This window comes from Pseudomonas sp. P1.8 (assembly GCF_001269805.1).
Classification (GTDB): Bacteria; Pseudomonadota; Gammaproteobacteria; order Pseudomonadales; family Pseudomonadaceae; genus Aquipseudomonas.
The window spans coordinates 273,769-292,181 of record NZ_LHVM01000022.1 but is presented as its reverse complement, the minus strand read 5'-3'; the positions used below and the strand labels follow the sequence as shown (position 1 = coordinate 292,181).

The 18,413-nt window shown below is 54.6% G+C and carries 32 protein-coding genes; all 32 read left to right on the top strand.

Annotated features, from left to right (window positions below):
* The first annotated feature begins 180 nt into the window (after positions 1 to 180).
* The 32 genes from rpsL (at position 181) to rplQ (ending at position 18,361) form a co-directional block, all read left to right on the top strand.
* Positions 181 to 552, top strand: a complete 372-nt coding sequence (gene rpsL / locus AD668_RS24175; RefSeq protein WP_002555494.1) for a 30S ribosomal protein S12 — start codon at positions 181 to 183, stop codon at positions 550 to 552.
* Between the two features lie 118 nt (positions 553 to 670).
* On the top strand, positions 671 to 1,141 hold the full coding sequence (rpsG, locus tag AD668_RS24170) for a 30S ribosomal protein S7 (protein ID WP_002555493.1): 471 nt from the start codon (positions 671 to 673) through the stop codon (positions 1,139 to 1,141).
* Between the two features lie 30 nt (positions 1,142 to 1,171).
* Positions 1,172 to 3,277, top strand: a complete 2,106-nt coding sequence (fusA, locus tag AD668_RS24165; protein ID WP_053162832.1) for an elongation factor G — start codon at positions 1,172 to 1,174, stop codon at positions 3,275 to 3,277.
* A 31-nt stretch (positions 3,278 to 3,308) separates the two neighbouring features.
* Complete coding sequence (gene tuf / locus AD668_RS24160; protein WP_008053875.1) at positions 3,309 to 4,502, top strand: elongation factor Tu; 1,194 nt, start codon at positions 3,309 to 3,311, stop codon at positions 4,500 to 4,502.
* Positions 4,503 to 4,660: 158 nt separating this feature from the next.
* Positions 4,661 to 4,972 carry a 30S ribosomal protein S10 gene (gene rpsJ, locus AD668_RS24155; protein WP_003186070.1) on the top strand — a complete coding sequence of 104 codons (312 nt, stop codon included), beginning with the start codon at positions 4,661 to 4,663 and terminating at the stop codon, positions 4,970 to 4,972.
* Between the two features lie 80 nt (positions 4,973 to 5,052).
* Positions 5,053 to 5,688, top strand: a complete 636-nt coding sequence (gene rplC, locus AD668_RS24150; protein ID WP_003186059.1) for a 50S ribosomal protein L3 — start codon at positions 5,053 to 5,055, stop codon at positions 5,686 to 5,688.
* Between the two features lie 12 nt (positions 5,689 to 5,700).
* On the top strand, positions 5,701 to 6,303 hold the full coding sequence (gene rplD, locus AD668_RS24145) for a 50S ribosomal protein L4 (protein ID WP_003228735.1): 603 nt from the start codon (positions 5,701 to 5,703) through the stop codon (positions 6,301 to 6,303).
* A complete protein-coding gene (gene rplW, locus AD668_RS24140; protein ID WP_002555488.1) occupies positions 6,300 to 6,599 on the top strand; it encodes a 50S ribosomal protein L23 in 300 nt (99 codons plus the stop codon). The genes rplD and rplW overlap by 4 nt, the downstream gene beginning before the upstream one ends.
* 14 nt (positions 6,600 to 6,613) lie before the next feature.
* Positions 6,614 to 7,438: a 50S ribosomal protein L2 gene (gene rplB / locus AD668_RS24135; protein ID WP_008053874.1), complete on the top strand. Its 825-nt coding sequence runs from the start codon at positions 6,614 to 6,616 to the stop codon at positions 7,436 to 7,438.
* Positions 7,439 to 7,454: 16 nt separating this feature from the next.
* The gene (gene rpsS, locus AD668_RS24130; protein ID WP_002555486.1) at positions 7,455 to 7,730 is read left to right on the top strand and encodes a 30S ribosomal protein S19; all 276 of its coding nucleotides are present in this window, start codon (positions 7,455 to 7,457) and stop codon (positions 7,728 to 7,730) included.
* Positions 7,731 to 7,741: 11 nt separating this feature from the next.
* Positions 7,742 to 8,074 carry a 50S ribosomal protein L22 gene (gene rplV, locus AD668_RS24125; RefSeq protein ID WP_003103908.1) on the top strand — a complete coding sequence of 111 codons (333 nt, stop codon included), beginning with the start codon at positions 7,742 to 7,744 and terminating at the stop codon, positions 8,072 to 8,074.
* A 13-nt stretch (positions 8,075 to 8,087) separates the two neighbouring features.
* The gene (gene rpsC, locus AD668_RS24120; RefSeq protein ID WP_007970424.1) at positions 8,088 to 8,774 is read left to right on the top strand and encodes a 30S ribosomal protein S3; all 687 of its coding nucleotides are present in this window, start codon (positions 8,088 to 8,090) and stop codon (positions 8,772 to 8,774) included.
* 12 nt (positions 8,775 to 8,786) lie between these two features.
* Entirely contained in the window at positions 8,787 to 9,200 is a 414-nt protein-coding gene (rplP, locus tag AD668_RS24115; protein ID WP_003228729.1) for a 50S ribosomal protein L16, read from the top strand.
* Positions 9,200 to 9,391 (top strand): 50S ribosomal protein L29, encoded by a 192-nt coding sequence (gene rpmC, locus AD668_RS24110; RefSeq protein WP_002555481.1) that lies wholly within the window; start codon positions 9,200 to 9,202, stop codon positions 9,389 to 9,391. Before rplP ends, rpmC begins: the two co-directional genes overlap by 1 nt.
* A 2-nt stretch (positions 9,392 to 9,393) precedes the next feature.
* The gene (rpsQ, locus tag AD668_RS24105; protein WP_003176419.1) at positions 9,394 to 9,660 is read left to right on the top strand and encodes a 30S ribosomal protein S17; all 267 of its coding nucleotides are present in this window, start codon (positions 9,394 to 9,396) and stop codon (positions 9,658 to 9,660) included.
* 23 nt (positions 9,661 to 9,683) lie between these two features.
* Positions 9,684 to 10,052, top strand: a complete 369-nt coding sequence (gene rplN / locus AD668_RS24100) for a 50S ribosomal protein L14 (protein WP_002555479.1) — start codon at positions 9,684 to 9,686, stop codon at positions 10,050 to 10,052.
* 11 nt (positions 10,053 to 10,063) lie between these two features.
* Positions 10,064 to 10,378, top strand: a complete 315-nt coding sequence (gene rplX / locus AD668_RS24095; protein ID WP_003176416.1) for a 50S ribosomal protein L24 — start codon at positions 10,064 to 10,066, stop codon at positions 10,376 to 10,378.
* Positions 10,379 to 10,400: 22 nt separating this feature from the next.
* On the top strand, positions 10,401 to 10,940 hold the full coding sequence (gene rplE, locus AD668_RS24090; RefSeq protein ID WP_003210069.1) for a 50S ribosomal protein L5: 540 nt from the start codon (positions 10,401 to 10,403) through the stop codon (positions 10,938 to 10,940).
* Positions 10,941 to 10,953: 13 nt separating this feature from the next.
* A complete protein-coding gene (rpsN, locus tag AD668_RS24085; RefSeq protein WP_003176414.1) occupies positions 10,954 to 11,259 on the top strand; it encodes a 30S ribosomal protein S14 in 306 nt (101 codons plus the stop codon).
* A gap of 209 nt (positions 11,260 to 11,468) precedes the next feature.
* Positions 11,469 to 11,861 (top strand): 30S ribosomal protein S8, encoded by a 393-nt coding sequence (gene rpsH / locus AD668_RS24080; protein ID WP_003186040.1) that lies wholly within the window; start codon positions 11,469 to 11,471, stop codon positions 11,859 to 11,861.
* Positions 11,862 to 11,873: 12 nt separating this feature from the next.
* Positions 11,874 to 12,407: a 50S ribosomal protein L6 gene (rplF, locus tag AD668_RS24075; RefSeq protein ID WP_003176412.1), complete on the top strand. Its 534-nt coding sequence runs from the start codon at positions 11,874 to 11,876 to the stop codon at positions 12,405 to 12,407.
* A 10-nt stretch (positions 12,408 to 12,417) separates the two neighbouring features.
* Positions 12,418 to 12,768, top strand: coding sequence for a 50S ribosomal protein L18 (gene rplR, locus AD668_RS24070; protein ID WP_053162831.1), 351 nt, complete (start codon positions 12,418 to 12,420; stop codon positions 12,766 to 12,768).
* A gap of 3 nt (positions 12,769 to 12,771) precedes the next feature.
* Positions 12,772 to 13,272 (top strand): 30S ribosomal protein S5, encoded by a 501-nt coding sequence (gene rpsE, locus AD668_RS24065; protein ID WP_003186035.1) that lies wholly within the window; start codon positions 12,772 to 12,774, stop codon positions 13,270 to 13,272.
* Between the two features lie 2 nt (positions 13,273 to 13,274).
* A complete protein-coding gene (rpmD, locus tag AD668_RS24060; RefSeq protein WP_003186033.1) occupies positions 13,275 to 13,451 on the top strand; it encodes a 50S ribosomal protein L30 in 177 nt (58 codons plus the stop codon).
* Between the two features lie 3 nt (positions 13,452 to 13,454).
* On the top strand, positions 13,455 to 13,892 hold the full coding sequence (rplO, locus tag AD668_RS24055) for a 50S ribosomal protein L15 (RefSeq protein WP_003228720.1): 438 nt from the start codon (positions 13,455 to 13,457) through the stop codon (positions 13,890 to 13,892).
* On the top strand, positions 13,893 to 15,221 hold the full coding sequence (gene secY, locus AD668_RS24050) for a preprotein translocase subunit SecY (RefSeq protein WP_003228718.1): 1,329 nt from the start codon (positions 13,893 to 13,895) through the stop codon (positions 15,219 to 15,221).
* 24 nt (positions 15,222 to 15,245) lie between these two features.
* Positions 15,246 to 15,362, top strand: coding sequence for a 50S ribosomal protein L36 (rpmJ, locus tag AD668_RS29590; RefSeq protein ID WP_002555468.1), 117 nt, complete (start codon positions 15,246 to 15,248; stop codon positions 15,360 to 15,362).
* Between the two features lie 130 nt (positions 15,363 to 15,492).
* Complete coding sequence (rpsM, locus tag AD668_RS24040) at positions 15,493 to 15,849, top strand: 30S ribosomal protein S13 (RefSeq protein WP_009045849.1); 357 nt, start codon at positions 15,493 to 15,495, stop codon at positions 15,847 to 15,849.
* Positions 15,850 to 15,879: 30 nt separating this feature from the next.
* Positions 15,880 to 16,269 (top strand): 30S ribosomal protein S11, encoded by a 390-nt coding sequence (gene rpsK, locus AD668_RS24035; RefSeq protein ID WP_002555466.1) that lies wholly within the window; start codon positions 15,880 to 15,882, stop codon positions 16,267 to 16,269.
* Positions 16,270 to 16,287: 18 nt separating this feature from the next.
* Positions 16,288 to 16,908, top strand: a complete 621-nt coding sequence (gene rpsD / locus AD668_RS24030; protein ID WP_003176404.1) for a 30S ribosomal protein S4 — start codon at positions 16,288 to 16,290, stop codon at positions 16,906 to 16,908.
* Between the two features lie 22 nt (positions 16,909 to 16,930).
* The gene (gene rpoA, locus AD668_RS24025) at positions 16,931 to 17,932 is read left to right on the top strand and encodes a DNA-directed RNA polymerase subunit alpha (RefSeq protein WP_007970428.1); all 1,002 of its coding nucleotides are present in this window, start codon (positions 16,931 to 16,933) and stop codon (positions 17,930 to 17,932) included.
* 42 nt (positions 17,933 to 17,974) lie between these two features.
* Positions 17,975 to 18,361, top strand: a complete 387-nt coding sequence (rplQ, locus tag AD668_RS24020; protein ID WP_007970429.1) for a 50S ribosomal protein L17 — start codon at positions 17,975 to 17,977, stop codon at positions 18,359 to 18,361.
* Positions 18,362 to 18,413 lie beyond the last annotated feature (52 nt).

Here is an 18,413-nt window from a genome sequence, read left to right as displayed (position 1 = left end):
CGTTCATCGAATCGAGACAATTTGTCGAGGTTGGATGAGCGGAGAGGGCGGGGCCTTGCCTTGACTGGGGACAAGATCCTCTTTAGACTCTTGTACCCCTAAATTTGGCGGGAATTCGTTCCTGCCATTTTGCTTTTCTTGCAAGACAATAGCGTCGCAAGACAACAGTGGAGCTAGTAGATGGCAACTATCAACCAGCTGGTACGTCAGCCGCGTAAGCGTATCGTCGAGAAATCCGACGTACCTGCGCTGCAGAACTGCCCGCAACGCCGTGGCGTGTGCACCCGTGTGTACACCACCACGCCGAAAAAACCTAACTCGGCACTGCGTAAAGTATGCCGTGTGCGCCTGACCAACGGTTTCGAGGTTTCCTCGTACATCGGCGGTGAAGGCCACAACCTGCAAGAGCACAGCGTGGTGCTGATCCGCGGCGGTCGTGTAAAAGACTTGCCAGGTGTTCGTTACCACACCGTACGCGGTTCTTTGGATACTTCCGGCGTTAAAGGTCGTAACCAGGGTCGTTCGAAGTACGGTACCAAGAAGCCTAAGTAGTAGCGGCTTTTTGTAAAAACTGATTTTCTATTTTTCTGAGTCGATAAGAGTAAGGTCGGAGGCGTCCCGTAAGGGCACCGATTCCGAGCGAACCTGAAGACCGTTTGAGGGCTTATCCATGCCAAGAAGACGCGTAGCAGCCAAGCGCGAAGTGCTTGACGATCCAAAATACGGAAGCCAAATTCTGGCCAAGTTCATGAACCACGTGATGGAAAGCGGCAAGAAAGCCGTTGCCGAGCGTATCGTTTATGGCGCGCTGGAAAAGGTTAAAGAACGCAAGAACAGCGACCCCCTGGAAATCTTCGAGAAAGCTCTCGACGCCATCGCTCCGCTGGTCGAAGTAAAGTCGCGCCGTGTAGGCGGTGCTACTTACCAGGTTCCGGTTGAAGTTCGTCCGTCCCGTCGTAACGCTCTGGCAATGCGCTGGTTGGTAGACTTCGCCCGTAAGCGCGGCGAGAAGTCTATGGCTCTGCGTTTGGCTGGCGAACTGCTGGACGCTGCCGAAGGTAAAGGTGCTGCAGTTAAGAAGCGTGAAGACGTGCACCGTATGGCTGAAGCTAACAAAGCTTTCTCGCACTACCGCTTCTAATTTTTGCGTCACTAATTTTGCGAGGGCTTTATGGCTCGTACTACACCGATTAACCGCTACCGTAACATTGGTATCGTAGCTCACGTGGATGCTGGTAAAACCACCACCACCGAGCGCGTCCTTTTTTACACTGGCAAAAGCCACAAGATGGGCGAAGTGCATGACGGCGCTGCGACCACTGACTGGATGGTTCAGGAGCAGGAGCGTGGTATTACCATTACTTCTGCTGCCATTACCGCCTTCTGGCAGGGTTCGGCCAAGCAGCACAAAGACCAATACCGCTTCAACGTAATCGATACCCCGGGCCACGTAGACTTCACCATTGAAGTTGAGCGTTCCCTGCGTGTACTCGACGGCGCTGTCGTTGTGTTCTGTGGCACTTCCGGCGTTGAGCCGCAGTCCGAAACCGTATGGCGTCAAGCCAACAAATACGGTGTTCCGCGTATCGTTTACGTGAACAAGATGGACCGTGCCGGCGCTAACTTCCTGCGCGTGATCGCTCAGATCAAGCAGCGTCTGGGTCACACTCCGGTGCCGATCCAGTTGGCTATCGGTTCCGAAGACAACTTCCAGGGTCAGATCGATCTGATGTCCATGGAAGCTGTTTACTGGAACGATGCTGACAAGGGCATGACTCCACGTCGTGAAGCCATCCCTGCCGAGTTGCAGGAGTTGGCTGAAGAGTGGCGCGGCAACATGGTTGAGGCTGCGGCCGAAGCCAGCGAAGAGCTGATGAACAAGTACCTGGAAGGTGAAGAGCTCACCATCGAGGAAATCAAGGCCGCTCTGCGTCAGCGTACTATCGCTGGTGAGATCGTTCTGGCTGTTTGCGGTTCTTCCTTCAAGAACAAGGGCGTTCCCCTGGTTCTCGACGCCGTTATCGACTACCTGCCGGCTCCTGTCGACATTCCTGCTATCAAGGGTTCCAACCCTGATAACGAGGAAGAAGAGATGGAGCGTCATGCGGACGACAACGAGCCGTTCTCGGCTCTGGCGTTCAAGATCGCTACCGACCCATTCGTGGGTACCTTGACCTTCGTCCGCGTTTACTCGGGCGTGTTGGCCTCCGGCGACGGCGTGATCAACTCGGTCAAAGGCAAGAAAGAGCGTGTGGGTCGTATGGTGCAGATGCACGCAAACGCCCGTGAAGAGATCAAGGAAGTGCGCGCTGGCGACATCGCGGCCCTGATCGGCATGAAGGACGTCACCACTGGTGAAACCCTCTGCAACGCTGACAAGCCAATCATCCTGGTTCGCATGGACTTCCCGGAGCCGGTTATTTCGGTTGCTGTTGAGCCTAAGACCAAGGATGACCAGGAAAAAATGGGTATCGCTCTGGGCAAGCTTGCTCAGGAAGACCCGTCTTTCCGCGTAAAAACTGATGAAGAGACTGGTCAAACGATCATCTCCGGCATGGGCGAGCTGCACCTGGACATCCTGGTTGACCGGATGCGCCGTGAGTTCAACGTCGAAGCCAACATCGGCAAGCCTCAGGTTTCCTATCGTGAGCGCATCACGAAGAGCTGTGAAATCGAAGGCAAGTTCGTTCGTCAGTCCGGCGGTCGTGGCCAGTTCGGTCACTGCTGGATCCGTTTTGCTCCTGCTGACGAAGGTCAGGAAGGTCTGCAATTCGTGAACGAAGTAGTGGGTGGTGTGGTTCCTAAGGAATACATCCCGGCTATCCAGAAAGGTATCGAAGAGCAGATGAAGAACGGTGTTGTTGCCGGCTATCCGCTGATCGGCCTGAAGGCTACCGTGTTTGATGGTTCCTACCACGACGTCGACTCGAACGAGATGGCGTTTAAGGTGGCTGCTTCCATGGCGACCAAGCAACTGGCCCAGAAGGGCGGTGGTGAGCTGCTTGAGCCGATCATGGCGGTAGAGGTTGTTACGCCTGAAGACTATATGGGTGACGTGATGGGCGACCTTAACCGTCGTCGCGGCATGATTTTGGGTATGGAAGATACGGTCTCCGGTAAAGTAATTCGTGCCGAAGTTCCGTTGGGCGAGATGTTCGGTTATGCGACCGACGTTCGTTCCATGTCCCAGGGTCGCGCAAGCTACTCTATGGAATTCAAAAAATACAATACAGCTCCGTCGCACATCGTCGAAACTGTAACCAAAAAACAAGGCTGATTCAGCCCCTTTAGGCTAGGAGTTAATTGTCGTGGCTAAAGAAAAATTTGATCGTTCCCTTCCGCACGTCAACGTTGGCACCATCGGTCACGTTGACCACGGTAAAACCACTCTGACCGCAGCTCTGACTCGCGTTTGCTCCGAAGTTTTCGGCTCGGCAATCGTTGATTTCGATAAAATCGACAGCGCGCCAGAAGAAAAAGCTCGTGGTATCACCATCAACACCGCGCACGTCGAGTACAACTCGAAGATCCGTCACTACGCTCACGTTGACTGCCCAGGTCACGCTGACTACGTGAAGAACATGATCACCGGTGCTGCCCAGATGGACGGCGCGATCCTGGTTTGCTCGGCCGCTGATGGTCCGATGCCACAAACCCGTGAACACATCCTGCTGTCCCGTCAGGTAGGCGTTCCGTACATCGTGGTTTTCCTGAACAAGGCTGACCTGGTAGACGACGCTGAGCTGCTGGAACTGGTCGAGATGGAAGTTCGCGACCTGCTGTCCACCTACGACTTCCCAGGCGATGACACTCCAATCATCATCGGTTCGGCTCGTATGGCGCTGGAAGGCAAAGACGACAACGAAATGGGCACCACTGCCGTTCGTAAACTGGTTGAAACTCTGGACAGCTACATCCCAGAACCAGAGCGCGCTATCGACAAGCCATTCCTGATGCCAATCGAAGACGTATTCTCGATCTCGGGTCGTGGTACTGTTGTGACTGGTCGTATCGAGCGCGGTATCGTTCGCGTTCAAGATGCACTGGAAATCGTTGGTCTGCGTGACACCACCACCACCACCTGCACCGGTGTTGAAATGTTCCGCAAGCTGCTCGACGAAGGTCGTGCTGGCGAGAACTGCGGCGTTCTGCTGCGTGGTACCAAGCGTGACGACGTTGAGCGTGGCCAGGTTCTGGTTAAGCCAGGTTCGGTTAAGCCGCACACCAAGTTCACCGCAGAAGTTTACGTTCTGAGCAAGGAAGAAGGCGGTCGTCACACTCCGTTCTTCAAAGGCTACCGTCCACAGTTCTACTTCCGTACTACTGACGTGACTGGTAACTGCCAGCTGCCAGAAGGCGTTGAAATGGTAATGCCAGGTGATAACATCCAAATGGAAGTTACCCTGATCAAGACCATCGCAATGGAAGACGGTCTGCGTTTCGCTATCCGTGAAGGCGGTCGTACCGTCGGCGCTGGCGTCGTAGCCAAAATCATCGAGTAAGCATCTCTTTTGAGATAGCTTCGATGCTTTGAAAAAGCCCCCGCTCAGCGGGGGCTTTTTTATTGGGTTGACACCTATCTGGGGCGTCTATAGAATTGCGCCTCCTTTTAACGGGCGTATTGCGCTCGGTGGGAATAGCAGCCGGAGTCTGAAATCCAATGCAAAATCAGCAAATCCGTATCAGGTTGAAGGCTTTCGACCATCGCCTGATCGACCAATCAACCCAGGAAATCGTGGAAACCGCGAAACGTACTGGTGCTCAAGTGCGTGGTCCAATTCCACTGCCTACCCGTAAAGAGCGGTTCACCGTTCTGGTCTCCCCGCACGTCAACAAAGACGCGCGTGACCAGTACGAGATCCGTACTCATAAGCGCGTTCTGGACATCGTCCAGCCAACGGATAAAACCGTTGATGCTCTTATGAAGCTTGATCTTGCGGCCGGTGTGGAAGTGCAGATCAGCCTCGGCTAAGACTCGGTCTTAGTCGTGTAACGCTCTGAAATGGGCGGCCATAGCGGGTGAAAGCCCCGTACACTCATGAGGTTTACAACATGACTATTGGTGTAGTCGGTCGTAAATGCGGTATGACCCGTATTTTCACCGAAGAAGGTGTCTCCATTCCGGTCACGGTCATTGAGATCGAGCCGAATCGCGTCACCCAGTTCAAAACTGAAGAGACCGATGGCTATCGTGCAGTGCAAGTCACTGTCGGCGAGCGTCGTGCTTCGCGTGTAACAGCAGCTCAGGCTGGCCACTTCGCTAAAGCGAACGTTGCCGCCGGTCGTACCGTAATGGAATTCCGCCTTGAAGAAGGCGAGTACCAGGCCGGCGATCTGATCAACGCTGAAATCTTCGCCGCTGGTCAACTGGTTGATGTAACCGGTCAGTCCAAAGGTAAAGGCTTCCAGGGTACGATCAAGCGTTGGAATTTCCGCGGGCAAGATAACACCCACGGTAACTCCGTATCCCACCGCGTTCCAGGCTCTATCGGCCAGTGCCAGACTCCTGGTCGTGTATTCAAGGGCAAAAAAATGTCCGGTCATATGGGCGCTGAGCGCGTGACCGTGCAGTCCCTCGAAGTAGTGCGCGTGGACGCTGAACGCAATCTGTTGTTGGTCAAGGGCGCTGTTCCTGGCGCTACTGGCGGCAACTTGGTTGTACGTCCAGCAGCCAAGGCTCGCGGTTAAGGGGAAGCTGACATGCAATTAAATGTAAATGACGCTCAAGCGATCGAAGTTTCCGAACTGACATTTGGCGGCGAATTCAACGAGACGCTGGTTCACCAAGCAGTCGTGGCCTACATGGCCGGCGGCCGTCAAGGTAGCAAGCAGCAAAAGACCCGTTCCGACGTTCGTGGTGGCGGTAAGCGCCCTTGGCGTCAGAAAGGTACTGGCCGCGCTCGTGCCGGTACTATCCGTAGCCCAATCTGGCGTGGCGGCGGTACCACTTTCGCAGCTCGTCCTCAGGATCACTCCCAGAAGCTGAACAAGAAGATGTATCGCGCAGCAATGCGTTCCATCCTTGCTGAGCTGGTGCGTACTGATCGTCTGGTAGTAGTTCAGGATTTCGCCGTTGAAACGCCGAAAACCAAAGACCTGCTGGGCAAACTGAACAACATGAGCCTGACCGACGTTTTGATCGTGTCGGACGCTGTTGATCAGAACCTGTACCTGGCTGCTCGTAACCTGCCACACGTTGATGTACGTGACGTGCAAGGTTCCGATCCAGTTAGTCTGATCGCATACGACAAGGTGTTGATCACCGTGTCGGCCGTGAAGAAATTCGAGGAGCTGCTGGGATGAACCAGGAACGCGTATTTAAAGTTCTGCTTGGCCCGCACGTTTCCGAGAAGGCTACGGTTCTGGCAGACAAGAAAGGCCAGTTCGTTTTCAAGGTTGCTACCGACGCAACCAAGCTGGAAATCAAGAAGGCCGTCGAAAGCCTGTTCAGCGTGAAAGTAGAGCGTGTTACTACCCTGAATGTTCTGGGTAAGAGCAAGCGCACTGCTCGCGGTCTGGGCAAGCGTAATGACTGGAAGAAGGCAGTTATCTCCCTTCAGCCAGGCCAAGATCTCGATTTCAGCAGCAGTGCTGAGTAAGGAAGGGGTGCATCATGGCAATCGTTAAATGCAAACCGACTTCCCCTGGCCGCCGTTTTGTGGTCAAGGTGGTCAACCAGGAGCTGCATAAAGGCGCTCCTCACGCACCGCTGCTCGAGAAGAAGTCGAAGTCTGGTGGTCGTAACAACAATGGCCGTATTACCACTCGTCACATCGGTGGTGGTCATAAGCAGCATTATCGTCTGGTCGACTTCCGTCGCAACGACAAAGATGGCATCTCTGCCACTGTCGAGCGTATCGAATACGATCCAAACCGTACTGCTCACATCGCTCTGCTGCTGTACGCAGATGGCGAGCGTCGCTACATCATCGCCCCTAAAGGCGTGAGCGCTGGCGACCAGCTGATCGCAGGTGCTCTCGCACCGATCAAGCCGGGCAACGCTCTGCAACTGCGTAACATTCCAGTTGGTAGCACCGTACACGGCATCGAATTGAAGCCAGGTAAAGGCGCACAGATCGCTCGTTCCGCTGGTGCTTCGGCTCAGCTGATCGCTCGTGAAGGCGTGTACGTTACCCTGCGTCTGCGTTCCGGTGAAATGCGTAAAGTCCTGGCTGAATGCCGTGCGACCCTGGGCGAAGTCTCGAACTCCGAGCACAGCCTGCGTTCGCTGGGTAAAGCTGGTGCCAAACGCTGGCGTGGCGTTCGCCCAACCGTTCGTGGTGTTGCCATGAACCCGGTTGACCACCCACATGGTGGTGGTGAAGGTCGTACCTCTGGTGGTCGTCATCCGGTATCGCCATGGGGCTTCCCGACTAAGGGCGCGAAGACTCGTGGTAATAAGCGTACCGACAAAATGATCGTCCGTCGTCGCAAGTAAATAGAGGGATACGACAGTGCCACGTTCTCTGAAAAAAGGTCCTTTTATCGATCTTCACCTACTGAAGAAGATCGAAGTGGCGGCGGAAAAGAACGATCGCAAACCGGTGAAAACCTGGTCGCGTCGTTCGATGATCCTGCCACAAATGGTCGGTTTGACCATCGCAGTACACAACGGTCGTCAGCACGTCCCAGTTCTCGTGAACGAAGACATGGTCGGCCACAAACTGGGCGAGTTCGCCGGTACCCGCACTTATCGCGGGCACGTGGCAGACAAGAAAGCCAAGCGTTAAGGGGTTAGGAAATGGAAGTAGCCGCTAAGTTGTCGGGCGCTCGAATCTCCGCCCAGAAAGCCCGCTTGGTCGCCGACCAGATCCGCGGGAAGAAGGTGGGCGAAGCGCTCAACCTGTTGGCTTTCAGCAGTAAGAAAGCCGCCGAGATCATGAAGAAAGTGCTGGAGTCGGCCGTAGCCAACGCCGAGCATAACGAAGGCGCAGACGTTGATGACCTGAAGGTCAGCACCGTTTTCGTCAACGAAGGGCGTTCGCTGAAGCGCATCATGCCGCGTGCCAAAGGCCGTGCTGATCGCATCGTCAAGCGGTCTTGCCATATCACTGTCAAGGTTGCTGACAAGTAACGGAGTCGAAGAGATGGGTCAGAAAGTACATCCCATTGGCATTCGCCTGGGAATCGTCAAGGAGCACACCTCCGTCTGGTACGCAGACGGTCGGACTTATGCGGACTATTTGCTCGCAGATCTGAATGTGCGTGAGTACCTCCAAGACAAACTAAAAAGCGCGTCCGTAAGCCGTATCGATATCCATCGTCCGGCCCAAACTGCACGCATCACCATCCACACCGCTCGTCCAGGTATCGTTATCGGGAAGAAAGGTGAAGATGTTGAGAAACTGCGTCAGGACCTGACCAAGCAAATGGGTGTGCCTGTGCACATCAATATCGAAGAGATCCGCAAGCCGGAGCTCGACGGTATGCTGGTTGCGCAGAGCGTAGCTCAGCAGCTGGAGCGTCGCGTAATGTTCCGTCGCGCTATGAAGCGCGCTGTACAGAACGCCATGCGCATTGGTGCCAAAGGCATCAAAATCCAAGTGAGCGGTCGTCTCGGCGGTGCTGAAATCGCACGTACTGAATGGTATCGCGAAGGTCGTGTGCCACTGCACACCCTGCGTGCCGACATCGACTATGCCAACTACGAAGCTCACACCACTTACGGTGTGATCGGTGTAAAGGTTTGGATCTTCAAAGGCGAAGTAATTGGTGGTCGCCAAGAAGAACTGAAACCACAAGCACCAGCGCCTCGTAAAAAAGCTGCTAAGTAAGGGGTACGCCAAATGTTGCAACCAAAGCGTACGAAGTTCCGCAAGCAAATGACTGGTCACAACCGTGGCCTGGCATTGCGCGGTAGCAAAGTCAGCTTCGGCGAGTTCGCGCTGAAGTCTGTTGCTCGTGGTCGTCTCACCGCTCGTCAGATCGAGTCAGCGCGTCGTGCTCTGACCCGTCACGTAAAACGTGGCGGCAAGATCTGGATCCGTGTATTCCCGGACAAGCCTATTTCCAAGAAGCCACTCGAAGTTCGGATGGGTAAAGGTAAGGGTAACGTCGAATACTGGGTTGCCCAGATTCAGCCAGGCAAAGTCCTGTATGAAATCGAGGGTGTTTCTGAAGAGCTGGCGCGTGAGGCTTTCGCCCTGGCTGCTGCAAAGCTGCCGCTCGCCACCTCCTTTGTTAAACGGACGGTGATGTGATGAAAGCGAATGAACTTCGTGAAAAATCCGCACAGCAGCTGAACGAGCAACTGCTCGGCCTGCTGCGCGACCAGTTCAATCTGCGTATGCAGAAAGCAACTGGCCAGTTGGGGCAGTCTCATCTGCTCTCGCAAGTTAAGCGTGACATCGCTCGCGTGAAGACTGTGCTCAACCAGCAGGCAGGTAAGTAATCATGGCTGAAGCCGAAAAAACTGTCCGTACGCTGACTGGCCGTGTTGTCAGCGACAAGATGGACAAAACCATCACCGTTCTGATCGAGCGTCGCGTTAAGCACCCGATCTACGGTAAATACGTTAAGCGTTCGACTAAGCTGCACGCGCACGACGAAACCAATCAGTGCCACATCGGCGACAAAGTCACTATTCGTGAAACTCGTCCTTTGGCCAAGACCAAGTCTTGGGCGCTGGTTGATGTTCTCGAACGCGCTGTGGAAGTCTAAGGACTAGGGGTCGGAGAAATTATATGATTCAGACTCAATCCATGCTCGATGTGGCCGATAACAGCGGCGCTCGCCGTGTTATGTGCATCAAGGTGCTGGGTGGCTCCCATCGTCGTTACGCTGGTATCGGTGACATCATCAAAGTTACCGTGAAGGAAGCAATTCCTCGCGGTAAAGTGAAAAAAGGCCAAGTGATGACTGCTGTTGTAGTCCGCACTCGTCACGGCGTACGTCGTGCTGATGGCTCCATTATCCGCTTTGATGGCAACGCTGCTGTTCTGTTGAACAACAAGCAAGAGCCGATCGGCACCCGTATCTTTGGGCCAGTGACCCGTGAACTTCGTACTGAGAAGTTCATGAAGATCGTCTCGCTCGCCCCAGAAGTGCTGTAAGGAGATCCGACATGCAAAAGATTCGTCGTGACGACGAGATCATCGTGATCGCCGGCAAAGACAAAGGTAAGCGCGGTAAGGTGCTTAAGGTTCTCGCTAACAACCGTCTGGTTATTGGTGGTCTGAACCTGGTCAAGCGTCATACCAAGCCTAACCCGATGTCGGGCGTGCAGGGCGGTATCGTCGAAAAAGAAGCTCCACTGGATGCTTCTAACGTCGCCATTTTCAACGGCGAAACCAACAAGGCTGACCGCGTTGGTTTCAAAGTAGAAGACGGCAAGAAAATTCGTGTCTTCAAGTCGACCCAAAAAGCGGTTGATGCTTGAACACTGCTAGGTAGATGAGACCATGGCACGACTAAAAGAGATTTACCGGAAGGAAATTGCTCCGAAACTTAAGGAAGAACTTAAGCTTTCGAACGTGATGGAAGTTCCGCGCGTTACCAAAATCACCCTGAACATGGGTCTGGGCGAAGCGATCGGCGACAAAAAAGTCATCGAGCACGCTGTTGCTGACCTGGAAAAGATCACCGGCCAGAAAGTCGTTGTGACCTACGCTCGCAAATCCATCGCTGGCTTTAAAGTCCGTGAAGGTTGGCCGATCGGCGTCAAAGTGACCCTGCGCCGTGAGCGTATGTACGAGTTCCTGGATCGTCTGCTGTCGATCTCCCTGCCTCGGGTTCGCGACTTCCGCGGCCTGAATGCCAAGTCCTTTGATGGTCGTGGTAACTACAGCATGGGCGTGAAAGAGCAGATCATCTTCCCGGAAATCGACTACGACAAGATCGATGCTCTCCGCGGTCTGGACATCACCCTGACCACCACTGCCAAGAACGATGATGAAGGCCGCGCTCTGCTGCGTGCGTTCAAATTCCCGTTCCGCAACTGATTGGAGTAGGACCATGGCCAAGATGAGCATGAAAAACCGCGAGCTGAAGCGTCAGCTCACGGTTGCCAAGTACGCCAAAAAGCGTGCAGCACTGAAAGCTATCATCGTTGATCTGAACGCAAGTCCAGAAGCGCGTTGGGAAGCTACAGTAGCTCTGCAGAAGCAGCCACGTGACGCAAGCGCTTCGCGCATGCGTAACCGCTGCCGCCTGACCGGTCGTCCACACGGCGTTTACCGCAAGTTCGGCCTCGGCCGTAACAAACTGCGTGAAGCTGCCATGCGTGGTGACGTACCGGGTCTGGTTAAAGCCAGCTGGTAAGTACTATCAAAGTCTCGGTGTCCAGGATCGCAAGATCCTGACCACCGGTGGCCTTGAATCTGAAACAAGCCCCTTTTGGGGCTTGTTTCATTTCCGCAGTGTGTCTAGAATACCCGGCTCGCCTGAGCCCGTGTTTTTCATGCTCGGAGATTCTCGGCGACACGTAATAGCCGCAAGGCTAATTTTTTTGTATTAGGAGCGTCTAGCCCATGAGTATGCAGGACCCGTTAGCGGACATGCTAACTCGTATCCGTAATGCCCAGATGGCTGAAAAGTCCGTCGTAAGCATGCCATCTTCCACGTTGAAGGTAGCTGTTGCCAAAGTCCTGAAGGACGAAGGTTACATTGCGGGTTATCAGATCAGCAGCGAAATCAAACCACTGCTGTCCATCGAGCTGAAGTACTTCGAAGGCCGTCCGGTTATCGAAGAAGTGAAGCGCGTTAGCCGTCCAGGCCTGCGTCAGTACAAGTCCGTCGATGATCTGCCAAAAGTTCGTGGCGGTCTCGGTGTGTCTATCGTCTCCACCAACAAGGGTGTGATGACTGATCGTGCTGCGCGCGCTGCCGGTGTCGGCGGCGAAGTTCTTTGCACTGTGTTCTAAGGGGGGATAAGCATGTCTCGCGTCGCTAAGAACCCCGTTAAGCTGCCAGCCGGTGTCGAAGTAAAATTCGCAGGCCAACAGCTTTCGGTGAAGGGTGCCAAGGGCACTCTCGAACTGAACATCCATTCGTCCGTTGAGATTGTTGAAGAAGCTGGTGAGCTACGTTTCGCTGCTCGCAATGGCGATCAACAAACTCGCGCAATGGCTGGTACCACTCGTGCGTTGGTAAACAACATGGTCCAAGGCGTAAGCCAAGGCTTCGAGCGCAAGCTCCAGCTGGTCGGTGTTGGTTACAAAGCGCAAGCAAAAGGCACAGTGCTGAACCTGGCTCTTGGCTTCTCGCATCCAGTGGATTACGAACTGCCGGAAGGCATCACCGCTGAGACTCCTAGCCAGACCGATATCCTGATCAAGGGCATCGACAAGCAGCTGGTAGGTCAAGTGGCCGCCGAGATCCGCGACTTCCGTCCACCAGAGCCGTACAAAGGCAAAGGTGTGCGCTACGCGGACGAAGTCGTCCGTCGTAAAGAAGCCAAGAAGAAGTAGGGCATAGCAAATGACCGACAAAAAAGTTACTCGACTGCGTCGCGCTCGCAAAGCACGCCTGAAAATGCACGAACTCGAAGTCGTGCGTCTCTGCGTGTTCCGCTCTTCGCAGCACATCTACGCCCAGGTCATTTCGGCCGACGGCAGCAAAGTCCTGGCAAGCGCCTCGACTTTGGATAAAGAACTGCGTGATGGTGCCACTGGCAACATCGACGCGGCCACTAAGGTTGGCCAGCTGGTCGCTACGCGTGCTAAGGCCGCTGGCGTCTCGCAAGTGGCTTTCGACCGCTCTGGCTTCAAGTATCACGGCCGCGTTAAAGCGCTGGCTGATGCTGCTCGTGAAGCTGGGCTGGAGTTCTAAGTTATGTCAAATAACGACCAAAAGCGCGACGAAGGCTACATCGAGAAGCTGGTTCAAGTTAACCGCGTAGCCAAAACCGTTAAAGGCGGCCGTATCTTCACTTTCACCGCGTTGACCGTGGTGGGTGATGGTAAGGGCCGTGTTGGCTTCGGCCGTGGCAAGTCGCGTGAAGTGCCTGCTGCGATCCAGAAGGCAATGGAAGCTGCTCGCCGCAACATGATCCAAGTTGATCTGAACGGCACCACTCTGCAGTACGCAATGAAGTCCGCTCACGGCGCTTCGAAGGTGTACATGCAGCCTGCTTCTGAAGGTACCGGTATCATCGCTGGCGGCGCTATGCGTGCTGTCCTCGAAGTTGCTGGCGTTCAGAACGTTCTGGCCAAGTGCTACGGCTCGACTAACCCGGTAAACGTGGTTCACGCCACTTTCAAAGGTTTGAAGGCTATGCAGTCTCCTGAATCCATTGCCGCCAAGCGTGGCAAAAGCGTCAAGGAGATCTTCTGATCATGGCTACCGTTAAAGTTACGCTGATCAAAAGCATGACCGGCCGCATCCCTAACCACAAACTGTGCGTTAAGGGTCTGGGTCTGCGTCGCATCGGTCACACTGTAGAAGTCCTGGATACTCCCGAGAATCGCGGGATGATCAACAAGGCTTACTACATGCTGCGTGTCGAGGGTTAATCGATGAAACTCAATGATCTGAGTCCAGCGCCGGGTTCCCGTCGCGAAAAGCATCGTCCGGGCCGTGGTATCGGTAGCGGTTTGGGTAAGACCGGTGGCCGTGGCCACAAAGGTCAGACCTCCCGCTCCGGTGGCACCATCGCTCCAGGCTTTGAAGGCGGTCAACAGCCGCTGCATCGTCGCCTGCCGAAGTTCGGTTTCGTTTCCCTGAAGGCCATGGATCGCGCAGAAGTGCGTTTGTCCGAGCTGGCTAAAGTGGAAGGCGACATCGTCACCGTGCAGTCCCTGAAAGATGCCAACGTGATCAACGTCAACGTACAGCGTGTGAAAATCATGCTGTCCGGTGAAGTGACTCGCGCTGTCACTATCGGCAAGGGAATCGGCGCCACCAAAGGTGCGCGTGCGGCTATCGAAGCAGCTGGCGGCAAGTTCGAGGAATAAATGGCTAAGCAAGGTGCTCTCTCTGCGCTCGGCAAAGGCGGTATGTCTGAACTCTGGGCTCGTCTGCGTTTTCTGTTCCTGGCGATTATCGTCTACCGAATAGGCGCACACATCCCGGTTCCAGGTATCAACCCAGACCGACTCGCGGACCTGTTTCGACAGAATGAGGGGACCATTCTTAGCTTGTTCAACATGTTTTCCGGCGGCGCGCTGGAGCGGATGAGCATCTTTGCACTGGGGATCATGCCGTACATTTCGGCATCGATCATCATGCAGCTGATGACCGCCGTCAGCCCGCAACTGGAGCAGTTGAAGAAGGAAGGTGAAGCTGGCCGTCGCAAGATCAGCCAGTACACCCGCTACGGCACTGTCGTCCTCGCTCTCGTCCAGGCTATTGGTATGTCCATTGGTCTGGCGGGGCAGGGCGTTGCGTTCACTGGTGACTTTGGCTTCCATTTCGTCGCGGTATCCACTTTTGTGGCTGGTGCGATGTTCATGATGTGGCTGGGTGAGCAGATTACTGAGCGTGGTGTTGGCAACGGTATCTCGATGTTGATTTTTTCGGGTATCGTCGCCGGTCTTCCGAGAGCGATCGGGCAGTCTTTCGAGTCTGCACGTCAGGGCGATATCAACATCTTCGCTTTGGTTGCCATCGGTTTGCTGGCAGTAGCGATTATCGGTTTCGTGGTGTTCATTGAGCGTGGTCAGCGTCGTATTGCTGTTCACTACGCCAAGCGTCAGCAGGGCCGTAAGGTCTTCGCTGCGCAGACTAGCCACTTGCCGCTGAAGGTGAACATGGCCGGTGTTATTCCGGCTATTTTCGCGAGCAGCATTTTGCTGTTCCCGGCTTCGTTGGGTGCCTGGTTTGGTCAGTCTGAAGGTATGGGCTGGTTGCAGGACATCTCGCAGTCGATCGCTCCTGGTCAGCCGTTGAATATTCTGCTGTTTAGTGCAGGGATTATTTTCTTCTGCTTCTTCTATACGGCGTTGATGTTCAATCCGAAAGACGTAGCGGAAAACCTGAAGAAGTCCGGTGCCTTTATTCCGGGCATCCGTCCAGGTGAGCAGTCTGCGCGCTACATTGATGGCGTTCTGACTCGCTTGACCATGTTCGGTGCTCTTTACATGACGGCCGTGTGCCTGTTGCCCCAGTTCCTGGTGGTCGCAGCCAACGTTCCGTTCTACCTTGGCGGGACCTCGTTGCTGATCGTCGTCGTGGTTGTGATGGACTTCATGTCCCAAGTACAATCGCACCTCGTTTCGCACCAGTACGAATCCCTGATGAAGAAAGCCAACCTGAAGGGTTACGGCAGCGGCATGCTGCGCTGACCCATAAGGTTCGAGGAGTTGGTGATGAAAGTTCGTGCATCGGTGAAAAAGCTGTGCCGTAACTGCAAGATTATTCGCCGCGAAGGTGTTGTTCGAGTAATTTGCAGCGCGGAACCGCGTCACAAACAGCGCCAAGGCTGAGTGTGATTGTGCTTCAAGCCCGGTAGCTAGTGCGCTACCGGGTTGATTATTTGTTATTACAGCGATATTATCTCGCGCCCTATTTCTTGGCTTCCGGGGCGTAGGTAGCTGTCAATTGGAGTCCCACTGAATGGCCCGTATTGCAGGCGTTAACATTCCAGATAACAAGCATACTGTTATCTCGCTGACCTACATCTATGGTGTTGGTCGCACTACTGCACAGAAAATTTGTGCAGAGACTGGGGTAAACCCAGCCGCAAAGATCAAGGATCTGAGCGACGAGCAAATTGAACAGCTGCGCGGCGAAGTGGCGAAGTTCACCACTGAAGGTGACCTGCGTCGCGAAATCAACATGAAAATCAAGCGCTTGATGGACCTCGGTTGCTATCGCGGTCTGCGTCATCGTCGTGGTCTGCCAGTACGCGGTCAGCGTACCAAGACCAACGCGCGTACCCGTAAAGGTCCGCGTAAGCCGATCCGCAAGTAATCGCCCCAGCGAATCGACAGGAAAATTATCATGGCAAAACCTGCTGCTCGTCCTCGTAAAAAAGTTAAAAAGACAGTGGTTGATGGCATCGCCCACATCCATGCATCTTTTAACAACACCATCGTGACCATTACCGACCGTCAAGGTAACGCTCTTTCCTGGGCTACCTCCGGTGGTTCGGGTTTCCGCGGTTCCCGCAAGTCCACCCCGTTTGCTGCTCAAGTAGCTGCTGAACGTGCTGGTCAAGCTGCGCTGGAATACGGCCTGAAAAACCTTGACGTCAATGTCAAAGGTCCAGGTCCAGGTCGTGAATCCGCAGTCCGCGCTTTGAACGGCTGTGGCTACAAGATCGCCAGCATCACCGACGTGACGCCAATCCCGCACAACGGGTGCCGTCCGCCGAAGAAGCGCCGCGTGTAATCCAGGAGATTGTAAAGAATGGCTCGTTACATTGGTCCAAAATGCAAACTCGCTCGTCGCGAAGGCACCGATCTCTTTCTGAAGAGCGGCGTGCGCGCGATCGAATCGAAGTGCAACATTGAAGCAGCACCTGGTATCCACGGCCAACGCCGCGGTCGCCAGTCCGACTACGGCACCCAACTGCGTGAAAAGCAGAAGGTCCGTCGTATCTACGGCGTTCTCGAGCGTCAGTTCAGCGGCTACTACAAAGAAGCTGCTGGCAAGAAAGGTGCAACCGGTGAAAACCTGCTGCAACTGCTCGAATGCCGTCTGGACAACGTTGTATACCGTATGGGCTTTGGTTCGACTCGTGCCGAATCCCGTCAGCTGGTATCGCACAAGTCGATCAGCGTAAACGGTCAGACCGTTAACGTTCCGTCTTACCAGGTTCGTGCTGGTGACGTGGTCGCTGTTCGCGAGAAAGCAAAAAATCAACTTCGCATTGTCCAAGCTCTCGATCTGTGTGCCCAACGTGGCCGCGTAGAATGGGTAGAAGTAGACACTGAGAAGAAGTCGGGCGTTTTCAAGAACGTTCCAGCTCGCAGTGATCTGTCCGCCGACATCAACGAAAGCCTGATTGTCGAGCTCTACTCCAAGTAAGGGCTAGAAAATAGGTGCATCCATGCAGATTTCGGTAAATGAGTTCCTGACACCCCGCCACATTGATGTGCAGGTTGTCAGTCCAACCCGCGCCAAGATCACGCTCGAGCCTCTCGAGCGTGGCTTTGGCCATACCCTGGGCAACGCGCTGCGCCGCATCCTGTTGTCCTCAATGCCCGGCTGTGCAGTAGTCGAGGCCGAGATTGACGGTGTGCTCCACGAGTACAGCGCCATCGAAGGTGTACAGGAAGACGTAATTGAAATCCTGTTGAACCTTAAAGGTCTGGCTATCAAGCTGCACGGTCGTGACGAAGTTACGCTGACCTTGTCGAAGAAGGGTTCGGGGGTGGTTACCGCTGCCGATATTCAGCTGGATCATGATGTCGAGATCGTTAATCCCGATCACGTAATCGCTAACCTGGCGTCTAACGGCGCCCTGAACATGAAGCTAGTAGTAGCTCGTGGTCGTGGTTATGAACCGGCAGACTCGCGTCAGAGCGATGAAGACGAAAGCCGCAGCATCGGTCGCTTGCAGCTTGACTCTTCGTTCAGCCCGGTTCGCCGTATCGCATACGTGGTGGAAAACGCCCGTGTCGAGCAGCGTACTAACCTGGACAAGCTGGTTATTGATCTGGAAACCAACGGCACCCTGGATCCTGAAGAGGCTATTCGTCGCGCTGCAACCATTCTGCAACAGCAGTTGGCTGCGTTCGTCGACCTCAAAGGTGACAGTGAGCCAGTGGTTGTCGAGCAGGAAGACGAGATCGATCCGATCCTGCTTCGCCCGGTTGACGATCTGGAACTGACTGTACGTTCGGCTAACTGCCTTAAGGCGGAAAACATCTACTACATTGGTGACCTGATTCAGCGTACCGAAGTAGAGCTGTTGAAGACTCCGAACCTGGGCAAGAAATCCTTGACTGAAATCAAGGACGTTCTGGCCTCCCGCGGTCTGTCCCTCGGCATGCGCCTCGACAACTGGCCGCCTGCAAGTCTTAAGAAGGACGACAAGGCGACTGCCTGATCGTCGTAATCACCGAACGTAGTGTTTGGTAAGGAATGAACCATGCGTCATCGTAAAAGTGGTCGTCACCTGAGCCGCACCAGCTCGCACCGCAAGGCCATGTTCCAAAACATGGCGGTGTCGCTGTTCGAGCACGAGCTGATCAAAACTACTCTGCCAAAAGCTAAAGAACTGCGCCGCGTTGCTGAGCCGCTGATCACTTTGGCCAAGACAGATAGCGTTGCTAACCGTCGTCTGGCTTTCGACCGTACTCGTTCGAAAGCTATCGTTGGTAAGCTCTTCAACGACCTGGGCAAGCGTTACGCTACCCGTGAGGGTGGCTACCTGCGCATCCTCAAGTGCGGTTTCCGCGCTGGCGACAACGCGCCTATGGCGTACGTCGAGTTGGTTGATCGTGCTACTGCCGGCGAAGCTGTATCCGCCGAGTAAGACGTCAGTCTGAAACAAAGAACCGGGCCTAGTGCCCGGTTTTTTGTGTCTG